This window comes from Lishizhenia sp. (assembly GCF_033720595.1).
In the GTDB taxonomy this organism is placed as follows: domain Bacteria; phylum Bacteroidota; class Bacteroidia; order Flavobacteriales_D; family Crocinitomicaceae; genus Lishizhenia.
The window spans coordinates 1-12234 of record NZ_JAWWCF010000080.1; the positions used below are offsets into that span (position 1 = coordinate 1).

The following is a 12234-nucleotide window of genomic DNA, read 5'->3' on the forward strand; positions in this document are numbered from 1 at the left end:
AAAAAAGCGGCTCTACACCGCTTTTCTAAACTATTTAATTTTTAACAGGGATACCATTTTTATCTTTGAAATTTCCTGTAGCAATAAGGATAATATCAATTAATGACCAAATTCCTAGTCCTCCTAAGGTAATAAGCATTAAGATACCTGTTCCAATTTTACCTGCGTAAAAACGGTGTACACCGAAACCTCCTAATAATACTGCAAGTAAGATTAAAGTAACAAAGTCTAGGCTGCTTTTTTGTTCCATGTCTAAAGTTTGGTTTTCCATAAGTAATTGTTGTTGAGCTAAGTGTTTACCACGAAAAGTGATTGAAATTTAAGTAGCTCGGTTAATAATGTTTTAGTTTTCGGAAGTGAATATAATAAATTTTTTCACTTAGGAGCTGCCTAGAAAGGGGAGGAGGCTTCTGCAGTGAAGCTAGGATTTAGGGTGTTATTTATTATAGGATAGAGGTGAGTGGTGACTAATTCTTCTTCGGGGAATTGATATTTATACAGGTATACTGAAATAAAATTGACTTCCTTCATTGATCTTGGATTCTACCCATATTTTACCGTGGTGAAGGCTCACTATTTTTTTACAATGTGCTAAACCTATACCCGTACCCTCGTAATAATCTTTGGAATGAAGTCTTTTGAAAATGGAGAAAATTTCATGTTGATGTTTTTCTGAAATTCCTATTCCATTATCGCGAACACAGAAAGTCCAATGGTCCTTTTCTTGGTGAGCACTGAGGTTAACTTGCACAGGGTTATCGGGCTTTTTAAATTTAATAGCATTACTGATGAGGTTTTGGAATAAAAGTCGCAATTCAATTTCTACTCCTTTTACTACAGGTAGATTTTTGTATTCAATTTCAACCGTGCTTTGCTGAATTGTTGTGTCGAGATCTTTTAGAATATCTGCAATTAAAAACTCTGTGTTAACTTCCTGAAGGTTTCTAGTTTGACCTATTTTACTGTAGTCAAGAATTCCTTCTATGAGGTCGCTCATTCTTTTGCTGGATGTTTGCAAGTAATTTAAAAATTGCTCAGATTTTTCGTCCATATTTACGCCGAGATGTTTTCTTAATAAGGTTACCAAACTTGTTATCGTGAACAAGGGTTCTTTTAAGTCGTGCGATGCTATATATGCAAAATTCTCTAGCTCTAAATTTTTGGTGATGAGCTCCTCTGTTTTTTCTTGTATTTTTTCTTCCAGTTTTCTGTTGAAAGCTAATTGTTTTCCATGACTTTCAACTTTTTGGTCAATATTTTTAATAAATACGTAAATGAGAGGTTTGCCCTCCAAAATGTACTTACAAGGTGTTGCTTCTGCATGAAAGATACTTCCATCTTTTCGTACGAATTTTGTTTGTACGGTAAGTTTATCTTCACTCTGCATATCTTCTAACACCGATTCAGAATTTTCTAGTTCATCTTTGGTGTGTAAATCGAATATTTTTAATGTATCCAATTCCTCTTTGGTGTAACCAAATTCTTTCAATGCACTCTCGTTAATATTGAGGATATTCATTTCCATATCATGGATAAGAATAGGAATAACCGCCATTTCAAACATTTGCTTGAAGATATCTCCTTTTTCATCTAGAGTTGTAAAACCTTCAAGTTTATTTTGAACATTTTCCATGAAGAGTGTTTTATTGATTACTTTTTGGGGTGGTTAAGTTAAAATAAATATACTATAAGTTCCATTATAAATTAAATGTTCTTTCGATGAGCTTATAGTTTTATTCCAAAAATACATACATCATCCACTTGTTCGTTCTCTCCTTTCCATTGTTGAAAGCTTTTGCTGATTTTGATTTTTTGCTCTTTCATGGGAAGGTGACTTATTTCTAAGAGGAGCTTTTTAAGATTTTTACGCATGAATTTTTTATTTTTTTCTCCTCCAAATTGATCCACAAACCCATCGGATAGGAGGTAGTAGCAATCTCCTTTTTTTATGTTAAAGATTTGGTTTTCAAAAGGCTCGTAGGTAGATAATCCTCCTATAGGCTGTCTATCTGCTTTAAAAATTTCCACAGTGTTTTCCCTTACGCGATACACCGGATTATTCGCCCCTGAATACTGTACCTCTTGTTTCTGAAAATCAAAGCAACAAATGGATATGTCCATCCCGTCTTTTATAGAAAGCTCAGAGAAAGAAAACATTTCGTCAAAAAGCACGTGAAGTTTATCTAAAATGGTGGAGGGTTCAGTGATTCCAAATGCATTAATGGTACGTTGTATTAAACCATGACTTAAAGCACTTACAAAAGCCCCTGGAACACCATGGCCGGTACAGTCACCCACGGCAACAATTACTTTGTTATCAATCTTGCTACAGTAATAGAAATCACCACTTACCGTATTCCTAGGGAGGTATATTACGAAGGAGTCGTGAAGGATTTGGTGAATGTATTTTTTGGAAGGCAGTAAACCGAGTTGAATGCGTTTCGCATAGTTGATTGAGTCTTGAATTTCTTTACTTTTCTCTAGTAATTCCTCTCTTTGGTTAAAAATTTCTAGAGACATTTTATTGAAGGCTTCAGAAAGTTGACCAATTTCATCAACGGTGGTCGGAGGAATAGTTTTACCGTAATCTCCATGTGCAATTTCCGCAGCGATGGATTTTAGCTTAATCAATGGTTTGGATATCTGTCGTGTAATTCCTGTTACCAAAAGTATGAAGATAATAATCACCCCTGCACTTAGGGAAAGTACTTTGTACCGTAATTTTTGAATAGGAGCTAAAATTTCTTTTTTATCAATTTCTGCTAAAATCACCCAGTTTAGCCCCTCAATTTTTAAGGGACTAGATGCGCTTAAAACTTCTATGTTTCTGTAGTCGTTAATGATGGAAATATTGGTTCTGCCTTTCAGTGCTTCTGTTACAGAAGGGGTTTTAACGGTTAATTGATTTAAGGAGTTGTCAATAAACCTGGATTGACTTTTTATAATGTATTTATCATCAACAAGATAAGTTTCTCCAGTGTTACCTAATCCTTGAAGAACTGTATTGGTAAGCATAATGTTGTCAATATCATGAGAAGGAATTGTAAAACCGAGTATTGCTCTAAATGTTCCATCGGGATAATAGATGGGGGTAGCAGTAGCGAGGTATAATTCATTGCGTATACGCACATAATCAAATAGGGTAGTTTTTTTTGTTTTAAAAACGCGTTTATAAATATTTTTAATGTATGTGCTGAGTGTATCCTCGATGTCTGCAGTAAACATTAGTTTTCCATCGAAATGAGCAATGGAAAAATGGGATGAATCGTAAATAATTATCATATCATGATAAGATTCATTGATCATGAAGGAATTAATGGGCTTGCGTCTAAACACAGAGTCTTTTTTTTTGTGTACTCCTTTTAACATTAAATCAATTTCTACTGAGGTAGCTGCAATTTGAGTGCTTTTGAGTTTACCATCTAAAAAGTCTTTGATGAATTCAGTTTTGATAACTCGCGATGCTGTGAGCTGTTCAAAAGTTCTGTTTAGAATAGCTTTCTTGGTGAGGTTAAAAGAGTAGAAGCCTACGACTAGTATTGTAAGTACCCCAAGCCCGATAAAGGCAATTAATATCTTCAGTCTTATTTTGCTCCTTATATAGAGAATGAGCTTCTTCATCAGAGGTTGTTTACTAATAATTTTTGGAATTCTATCGCTACAGTAATTTAGTGAAATCGAGGATGTTATTCAATTTATTGTGACATAGTGGCGTATATATGGGGTACGTGTGAAGTTGAGAAGGAAAATTGTGAACAAAAAAAATCCCTCCCGAAATTTCGAGAGGGATATAATTTCAAAGTAATTGAAGATTACACACGGATGTGACCATCTCCAAATACGTAATATTTATTGGTTACCAATTGTTTCAATCCTAGTGGACCTCTATGGTGAAGTTTGTCTGTTGAGATTGCTAATTCTGCACCAACTCCCATTTGTCCCCCATCCGTAAATCGGGTAGAGGCATTGTGGTAAACTGCGGCAGAGTCAACCTGTTCCATAAATACTTCTGCCTCTTTTGCATCTTCTGTTAAAATCGCAGCGGAGTGACCTCCAGAGTATTTATTAATCATTTCGATAGCTGTTTCTTCATTGTCTACAGCACTCAACATGATTTTCATTGCTAAAAATTCTTCATACCATGTATTTTTATCTTCAACAACTGTATTATTCGGTAGTGTGCTGGCTAATGAAGCATCTACTACAACCTCTACCTGATGGTCGTTTAAAATGGTATTCAAATCTTTAACCTTTGCTTCAAAATCAGGAATATTTTTATCAATTAACACTTTATCCAAAGCATTACAACCCGAAATTTTATCAGTTTTCGCATTGATAACAACTTTGACTGTTTTTTCCCAATCTGCATTTGGCGTTATGTAAAGAAAGTTGTTCCCTCTACCGCTAATTAATACGGCACAGGTTGCGTGTTCTTTTACAAAAGCAATCAATCTTTCACCACCTCGAGGTACAATTAAATCAAGCTTTTCATCTGGGTTACGCAAAAAGTCTTGTGTTTCTTGGCGGTTCATGTGTAAGAGTTTGATCCAATCTTTACTCAAACCATTTTCTTCTAAGGCTTGGTGCCAGCATTTTTCTAAAATAAGGTTAGAAAATTTCGCTTCTTTACCTCCTTTTAGTAATATTTTGTTGTTGGCTTTAAAGGCCAATACAGCAGCTTCAATGGTAACATCAGGTCTAGATTCATAGATAATCATGATGGTTCCAAATGGAGCTGTTTTGTTTTGAATGTTCAGACCTGTTTCTAAGGTTCTGTTAGAAATTACCTGTTGTACAGGGTCTTCCTGTTGACGCACTTCTTTGATGGCTTGAATCATTCCATCCACCTTTGCTTCATTTACAACTAAACGGTCGTAAAGTGCTTGGTCATCTTTTTGAAAAGCGTCTAAATCTTTTTGGTTTTCTGCTATAATGGCTTGTTTGTTCTCCGCTATAATTCGCATCATAGCATCGAGTACGTCGTTCTTTTTATTGGTATTTAATAATTCCATGTGTGTAATGTCTTGTAAAAATGTATGTTATTTTTCTTCGCCTTTGTCGTTCACGAATTTTGTTCCCACTTCTTTTCCTTCCAAAATGTCGATAATGATGTCGTCGTATTTACCGTTGGCAATGTAGGTTGGAATGTTTTTCTTGGCTGTACCTTTGGCGATACGCAATTTAGATTTCATTCCACCACGTCCTTCTCCTTCTCCTTTTTCTGAAGCTTGAACATATTTTTCAACGTTTTGATCTACACTTACGGTATTCAATTTACGTGTATCATCATCGTCTGGGTGCCCCGTGTATAAACCGTCTATATCGGTAAGGATGATAAGCATGTCGGCGTCGATTAATTCGGCGACCAAACTGGCTAACTCATCGTTATCGGTAAACATAGACATGGAAAGTGACACAGCATCATCTTCGTTGGCGATAGGAATAATTCCCTCGTGTAGTAATGCTTCGTAACAATTGATCATGTTCTCTCTGTGTAGTCCTGGATCAAAATCTCTTTTGGTGGCCAAAACTTGGGCACAGCGCATACCATAATCGTGAAATATACTGTAGTAGTGACGCATCATACGTGGTTGACCAACCGCAGAAAATACTTGTCGACGTATAGAAGGTTCTTCAATGGAACATTCTCCCAAGACCTCTTTCCCGGCAATGGTTGAACCCGAAGATACGAGTACGGTGATAATATCTCTTTCGTATAAGTAGGCGATTTGTCTGACTAAATTTTTTAATATCGGGCCTACAATTCTGTTGTCTCTATTGGTCATCACATTGGTTCCTACTTTGATGACCACTTTTTTCTTGTGCATATTTTGTGTTTGAGTGAATTAACTTTGTTCGCCAAGTTCTACAGCTCTATCAAAGGCTGCATAAGCGGCTTTCTTAATTAATTCGTTAACGTTATTGTCTTCTAATGAATCTAAAGCGGCGCGTGTAGTACCTCCTTTAGACGCAACTCTGTCCATCAATGTTTGTGGACTCACATTGGCATGATTGAAAAGTTCTACGGCCCCTTCGAATGTATTGGATACAAGTATTTTTGAATCGTTCGGAGAGAAGCCCATTTTCAATGCAGCTTCCATCATAGAGTGCATGAAGTAAAATACATAAGCTGGTCCAGATCCTGAGATACCTGTAGAGGCGTCAATAAAGTTTTCATTTTTTACGCGGATAGATTCTCCGGTTGTGTCCAGTAAGTTTCTCACCATGATGAGTTCAACTTTAGAAACCTCTGGAGATTCTGTGTAAGAGGTAACACCTTTTCCTACCTGTGCAGGAAGGTTAGGCATAGTTCTTACCACTTTTTTTACACCCAATCCTTCTTGGATGGATTCTATTGTAACACCCGCCATAAGTGATACAAAGATTTGTTGGTCGTTTACCAAGTGTTTTATTTTAGCGTATAAATCATCACAGTGGTATGGCTTTACCGCTAAAAATACGATGTCTGCCTGTGGCAAACAATCTTCGATATTATTGAAAGTATCGAAGTGTGGTACTTCCTCTAGTTTAGCAAGTACTTCTTGAGAAACATCATAAATCTGAATGTTTCTTCTGTTTTTGAAAGGAGATGTTGCCATCCCTTCTGCATAGGTAAGCCCCATATTTCCGGCCCCTATCATTAAAATTTTCATCTTAAAAGATTTTAAATTTTCGCAAAATATTAGACGCAAAAAAACCAAGTAACTGTTGTTATTTGGTCATATCATCGTCTAACAAAACGCTTTATTACTAATTATTTCAAGTTGCCTTTAAAATAACACTTTTCTTGGTTTATCCAAAATTAATCCTGATTAATAAGGTGTTAGGTAAGGAAGTAAACCTTAAAGCTTAAGTTTTTGCGAAATATTTGTTTGTTGTAGCCTACTACCAGTGAGCTAGTTGAGTTCTATTTTTTGCCAATTTTCACGTAGGCGTAAATATTCCTTTTTAAAACGTGAGAGGTAATAGTTTACAGCTCCCTTTCTGTCAGAATCTGGGTCTTTATCGTTGATAGCTTTAAAACTACTTTTAATTAAACCAATGATATCTGAATGCAACAGAAGTATGGAGGCTTGTTCATCTATTTCCTGATCGGTGAATACACTTTTAATGGATTCTAATTCTAACTGTTCTGTGGGTGTAATGCTACGTTTCTCTTTTAATTGATCTAAATAGGGCAACAGGGTAGCACTTAACTCCACAAAGTTTTTCAACACCAAAAGTGCCTTATTAATTTGTGATATGTTTGAAGTGTTCATGACTGTATTGTTTAGCGTTTGTAAGTCGTTCTATTATATAAACGTAAAAAGTGGCTATAAAGTTGACTCTCAGTAAAGAATCAATTAAAAAAGCAGGTGTGAACCACACCTGCTTTTCGATCGCTACTAAGTATATATGTAAACTTAACTTATGAAATTCTATTGCGGATGATGGTGACCTTTGGTGCTGTGTGCGCCTTGTTTATGGCCTTTACATTTTCCTTCACATTGGGCTTTACAAGCTTCTTTCTTTTGAGCTTTTAATTCAGCCAACTTTTCTTTTTGTTCTTGTGTTAATTCATTTTCAATTTTAGCCCTTCCTTCTTGACGCTGTTTTCTTGCTTTTTCTTTCAAAGCAATCATTTCAGCACGTGTTTCCTCTGCTTTCTTTATGTTTTCTAGTTCTATGGCATAGATTTTCTTTTTTTGAGCTTCGGTAAGATCTAGGCTTTCGGCCATCTTATCTACACGTTTTTGCGCCTTTTGTTCTGGCGTCATTTCCACGCGTTCTTTCTTCTTTACGTCTGGCTGATCTTGTCCAAAACTAAGGGGAGCAATTAGGGCAAGGACTAGAATTAAAATATACTTTTTCATGTCTATTGTTTTAGTATTCACTTTTTAGACCGTTGAAAAAGAGAGTGGTTTAATGGCTAATGTTGTATTAACGACTATTTAACATTTGTTAAGAAAGGCTGAGTCAAAGAGAAAGAAGGAATTATTTTTTGTTTCTCGGATGATAACTAATGATAGCTTCACGCAAAAATGAACTGTCTAGGTGGGTGTAAATTTCTGTAGTGGTGATAGATTCGTGCCCTAACATTTCTTGTACAGCTCGTAAGTTTGCTCCGCCTTCTATGAGGTGTGTTGCAAAGCTATGTCTGAAGGTGTGGGGACTCACTGTTTTGGTTAAACCAATGCGTTCAGAAAGTTGTTTAATGATGGTGAAAATCATCACTCGGGTTAGTTGCTTTCCTCGTCTATTAAGAAAAACAAAATCTTCATGGCCTTTTTGAATATTGAGGTGTTGACGTATTCCTTCTTGGTACAATTTAATTTCTTTTTCAACAGCAGGGGCTACGGGAACCAGGCGTTCTTTATCGCCTTTACCAATAACGCGCATAAAACCTTGTTCAAAAAAAATGTGCGAAAATTTAAGATTAACCAATTCGCTCACACGGAGTCCGCAGCTGTAGAGGGTTTCAAGAATTGCCTTGTTGCGGTGTCCTTCATTGGTGCTTAAGTCTATTGCACCAATGAGTTCATCAATTTCATTTATGGTTAAGAAGGTGGGAAGTTTTTTTCCAACCTTTGGCATTTCTAATAATTGAGAAGGATCATGATCCATTTCATCTTCTAATATTAAGAAGAGAAAGAATTGTTTAACGCCTGAGATAATTCGCGCTTGAGACCTTGCGCTAATTCCTAAATCGTATAAATCAGCAATAAAATTTTTAAGGTCTTGGTAACTAATTGTAGTAGGTGAGTTGTTGGTCACTTCAAAAAAATCTCTGAGTTTTAAAACATCACGTTGATAGGCCAGAATCGTATTTTCTGATAGTCCTTTTTCTATTTTCAAGTAAGCCACAAAATGCTTAATATAGCGTTCCCAACTCATATGCAATGAATATACTAATTATCAACGGTCCAAATTTAAACTTATTAGGCAAACGCAAACCCGAAGTATACGGAAATGAAAGCTTTGAATCTTATTTTGCTAAGATGAAGGTAGATGGGGTAGTGCTTAGTTATTTTCAATCGAATATAGAGGGCGAAATTATTGATGCCATTCAGCGAGAAGGAATTGACGGAATTGTTTTAAATGCTGGTGCATATACGCATACATCGATAGGTATTAGAGATGCTATTGAAGCTGTAGACACTCCAGTAGTGGAAGTGCATATTTCTAATGTATGCAATAGAGAAAGTTTTAGACATACAAGTTACCTTACACCTGTATGTGTTGGTTCTATTTTAGGACTGGGATTAAAGGGCTATGATTTAGCGATAGAATATCTTAAAAGTTAAGACATAAAAAAAGGTCCTGATTTTCATCAGAACCTTTGAGCGGGAGACGAGACTCGAACTCGCGACCCTCAGCTTGGAAGGCTGACGCTCTACCAACTGAGCTACTCCCGCGGACGGGTCAAAAGTAGTAAATTAATCTAATTTGACAATCAAAAAAATGAAAAAAAATGAAAGAAAAAATAATAAATCTTTACAGAGAATTTAATCACTTTGGAAATCAGTTAAATATGGATTTCGAAATTTTATCGCCGGGTAAAATTTTATACAAGATGAAAGTAGGAAAAGAGCATTTGGCAACTCCAATTGCTGCTCATGGTGGTGCTTTAGCTGGATTAATGGACGCAACTTTAGGGGTGGCAGGTCTAAGTAAGATGGCTGAACATGGAAAAATTGTGAGTACCGTTGAGTTTAAAATCAATTATTTGGCCCCGGCTCAGATCAATGACGAGTTAGAAGCGATAGGTCATGTGATTTCAGCAGGGAAAAGAATACTCTATATAGAAGGAGAGATTTATAAGTTCTTGGATGGAGAAAAAGTGATTATAGCCAAAGCCAACGGAACATTCAATGCATACCCTGCAGAAAAGGCAAAAATGCATTTTAAATAATGGATACTTTTGAGGAGCTACCTTAATAGAGGAGCCAGGAAAGGATAATTAATTATCACAAAAAAAATGCTGTCCCTAAAGACAGCATTTTTTTATTTATCGTGGGGTGTGAGAAAATCTACATCACCTGCTTTCATTTTATGATAACCTTGAGCAACGTATGCCAGCATGATGCGCATCGTATCGAACGCTTCTTCAGATACAGGAGAAATTTCCTTTTTCTGAAGTTTCAATAAGAGTTTCATGTATAGGGCATGGAAGCAAATTTCCAAAGGATGCAATTCTCCCAAATTACTTTTTTCTTGAAAGGCTTTGATGTGTTCTTCAGCCGCTTCGAATAGACCAAGGTATTTAGGGTCTTTGGTAACCGTCAATAAAGTATTGTGTAAGTAAACTAATTCAAAGTGTACTTCTTTTACTCTATTGATGTGACCTTGTTTTTCAACCCCTTGGATTTTCATTTCCTGAATTAAATCTTTGTACCAATTAACGTATTCCTTGGCCAAAGATTCACTAGGCACTTGTTTGCTGATGAATTCTTTTTCTATGCGCTCCAGATCAAAATTGTAGGCACGGATCAAATCCTCAATCTGGTACATATACAATACATACTCAGCAATGTTTTCCTTCAATTTTTGTTGTGCAATAAACATAAATGTTTGTCCTTCTTATTGTGCAGTTTCTTCTGCGTTATTTTCTTCTTCTACACTTTCCTCAACGCCAGAGATAATTTCTTGTTCTCTTTTGTTTAAATAACTGATGAAATCTTCTGTCACATCAAAAGCATCCGAAATGTATGTGATTTGTCCTCCTTTTTGGTAAAAGAATAAAATGTCGATACCATTTTCTTTGGCGTATTCATTTCCTGCTCCAGAAATTTTGTTGGCCAATGCATTGGTGTAGTTCATTGTTTCTTGCTGAAGAACGCGCCCTTCGTTTTGTTCTATTTGTTGAATCTCCTGTTGTCTACGTGCAATTTCTTTTTGGATTTTTTCGTAGTCGAAAGAAGAGATTTCGTTGTTTTGATCTCTACGTTGAACTTCAGCAGCGTATTGTTCATATTTTGCATACATACGCTCTAACTTAGATTGGTACTGCGCTTGCTTAGCTTGCAACATTGAGTCAATTTCACGGTAGTAATTGAATCCTGTAGGAATACTGTCTTGTACGTAGTATGCAATTTTTAAACCTTCAGAGTTTTTCACCTCAATTTCACTCGCGGTTTTTCCAGGAGTTTTTACGTTGGTTTCCTCTGTTGATGAAGGAGTTGTTGTGTTGCAAGATGCCAATACAAGGGCACCCATTGCAAATGAAGCTATTAATTTATTCATTCTAAGTTGCTTGATTATTTTATTTCTGATTTCTCTTGTACGTTTTTGTTGCGGAAAGATTTTTCCCAGTCTGTTCTCATGTCAACAAATCTGTTCAAACATCCTTGTAGGAAATCACTGGTAATCATTGCTTTTACATCCGCTAACCCCATTACGTCAATTTCACCAATTTTATAGGTTTGCTCAAATTGACCTAGTTCTACTTTAACAATGTACTTGTTGTTAAAATTGAAGATTTGAATTTTAAATCTTGGGTGTTCTATTTCTTCTATTACTCTCACGGTGCAAAAATGCTAAAAATACATGAAAGTGTAAAGTGCTTTAAGAACATTCTAGGCTTTTGAATTACAAATCTTATTACCCTATAGTTTTTGTAGATTATTAACAAAAGAGCTCCTTATGGTTATATCTCATTGTTTGTGTTGTTAATTCCTTAGTATGTGTGTAAAACGAAGCTTGTAGTTGTGATATTTAACAAATAGACTAATATTTGTTATAAATTTGTATGTGAATTTTTCTTGTCTAGTTTTGTGCCGACTTCCATAAGAAGATGGAAGAATATACACTAACAAACTAAATTAGTCATGAAGAAAATTTCCTTTTTACTAATGGCAATGCTGCTCAGTATAATTAGCATTGCTCAAACAAATGTGGGGAGTGGTAACTCCACAGGTCAAGCCTTACCTATCGATCCTTATTATGGGTACTCTTACTCGCAATCCGTTTATCTTTCGAGCGACATAAATGCTTCGGGATCAATAACCGGAGTTCGTTATTATGTAGATGCTGGTACAGCATTAGATGATGATGCTTATGATTGGGTTGTTTCTATTGCAACATCAACAAGAACTTCATTTTCTGGAATTTCAGATTGGGAGCCAGTAGCCAACTTCACACAAGTTTATGCAGACTCTGCATACGTGGTTGCTGATCCAGCGGGAGACTATGTTGAAATTCTTTTCAATACTCCTTTTGTATATAATGGTACAGACAATATAATAATGGCTGTGG

Annotated in this window: 14 protein-coding genes, 1 tRNA gene and 1 pseudogene; 3 read left to right on the forward strand and 13 right to left on the reverse strand. The window is 35.9% G+C overall.

Annotation, left to right across the window (positions count from 1 at the left end; all coding sequences use genetic code 11):
- Positions 1–34: 34 nt before the first annotated feature.
- The 9 genes from R3333_RS07345 to xerD form a co-directional block, all read right to left on the reverse strand.
- Positions 35–271, reverse strand: coding sequence for a TM2 domain-containing protein (locus tag R3333_RS07345; protein ID WP_318958140.1), 237 nt, complete (start codon positions 269–271; stop codon positions 35–37).
- Between the two features lie 222 nt (positions 272–493).
- Positions 494–1633: a sensor histidine kinase gene (locus R3333_RS07350; protein WP_318958141.1), complete on the reverse strand. Its 1140-nt coding sequence runs from the start codon at positions 1631–1633 to the stop codon at positions 494–496.
- Positions 1634–1725: 92 nt separating this feature from the next.
- Positions 1726–3621, reverse strand: a complete 1896-nt coding sequence (locus R3333_RS07355) for a SpoIIE family protein phosphatase (protein ID WP_318958142.1) — start codon at positions 3619–3621, stop codon at positions 1726–1728.
- A gap of 191 nt (positions 3622–3812) precedes the next feature.
- Entirely contained in the window at positions 3813–5012 is a 1200-nt protein-coding gene (locus tag R3333_RS07360) for a glutamate-5-semialdehyde dehydrogenase (RefSeq protein WP_318958143.1), read from the reverse strand.
- Positions 5013–5039: 27 nt separating this feature from the next.
- Positions 5040–5828: a glutamate 5-kinase gene (gene proB / locus R3333_RS07365; RefSeq protein WP_318958144.1), complete on the reverse strand. Its 789-nt coding sequence runs from the start codon at positions 5826–5828 to the stop codon at positions 5040–5042.
- An 18-nt stretch (positions 5829–5846) separates the two neighbouring features.
- A complete protein-coding gene (gene proC, locus R3333_RS07370; RefSeq protein WP_318958145.1) occupies positions 5847–6653 on the reverse strand; it encodes a pyrroline-5-carboxylate reductase in 807 nt (268 codons plus the stop codon).
- A 243-nt stretch (positions 6654–6896) separates the two neighbouring features.
- Positions 6897–7259 carry a hypothetical protein gene (locus tag R3333_RS07375; protein ID WP_318958146.1) on the reverse strand — a complete coding sequence of 121 codons (363 nt, stop codon included), beginning with the start codon at positions 7257–7259 and terminating at the stop codon, positions 6897–6899.
- Positions 7260–7418: 159 nt separating this feature from the next.
- Complete coding sequence (locus R3333_RS07380; protein ID WP_318958147.1) at positions 7419–7853, reverse strand: hypothetical protein; 435 nt, start codon at positions 7851–7853, stop codon at positions 7419–7421.
- Between the two features lie 121 nt (positions 7854–7974).
- Positions 7975–8874, reverse strand: coding sequence for a site-specific tyrosine recombinase XerD (gene xerD / locus R3333_RS07385; RefSeq protein WP_318958148.1), 900 nt, complete (start codon positions 8872–8874; stop codon positions 7975–7977).
- A gap of 5 nt (positions 8875–8879) precedes the next feature.
- Here xerD and aroQ point away from each other — a divergent pair, with 5 nt between their 5' ends.
- On the forward strand, positions 8880–9284 hold the full coding sequence (gene aroQ / locus R3333_RS07390; RefSeq protein ID WP_318958149.1) for a type II 3-dehydroquinate dehydratase: 405 nt from the start codon (positions 8880–8882) through the stop codon (positions 9282–9284).
- Between the two features lie 38 nt (positions 9285–9322).
- Here the strand turns inward: aroQ and R3333_RS07395 are convergent.
- Positions 9323–9395 (reverse strand) — tRNA-Gly (locus R3333_RS07395).
- 56 nt (positions 9396–9451) lie between these two features.
- On the opposite strand from R3333_RS07395, the gene R3333_RS07400 reads away from it, so the two are divergent.
- Positions 9452–9892 (forward strand): PaaI family thioesterase, encoded by a 441-nt coding sequence (locus R3333_RS07400; protein WP_318958150.1) that lies wholly within the window; start codon positions 9452–9454, stop codon positions 9890–9892.
- 92 nt (positions 9893–9984) lie between these two features.
- Here the strand turns inward: R3333_RS07400 and R3333_RS07405 are convergent, their stop codons facing one another.
- The 3 genes from R3333_RS07405 to R3333_RS07415 are packed head-to-tail and all read right to left on the reverse strand — an operon-like array spanning position 9985 to position 11504.
- Positions 9985–10545, reverse strand: a complete 561-nt coding sequence (locus tag R3333_RS07405; protein WP_318958151.1) for a DUF4924 family protein — start codon at positions 10543–10545, stop codon at positions 9985–9987.
- Positions 10546–10560: 15 nt separating this feature from the next.
- Positions 10561–11223 carry an OmpH family outer membrane protein gene (locus tag R3333_RS07410; protein ID WP_318958152.1) on the reverse strand — a complete coding sequence of 221 codons (663 nt, stop codon included), beginning with the start codon at positions 11221–11223 and terminating at the stop codon, positions 10561–10563.
- Positions 11224–11237: 14 nt separating this feature from the next.
- Positions 11238–11504: a hypothetical protein gene (locus tag R3333_RS07415; RefSeq protein WP_318958153.1), complete on the reverse strand. Its 267-nt coding sequence runs from the start codon at positions 11502–11504 to the stop codon at positions 11238–11240.
- Between the two features lie 303 nt (positions 11505–11807).
- Between R3333_RS07415 and R3333_RS07420 the strand changes: the two are divergent.
- Positions 11808–12234: pseudogene (locus tag R3333_RS07420) on the forward strand (hypothetical protein); the annotation flags it as partial.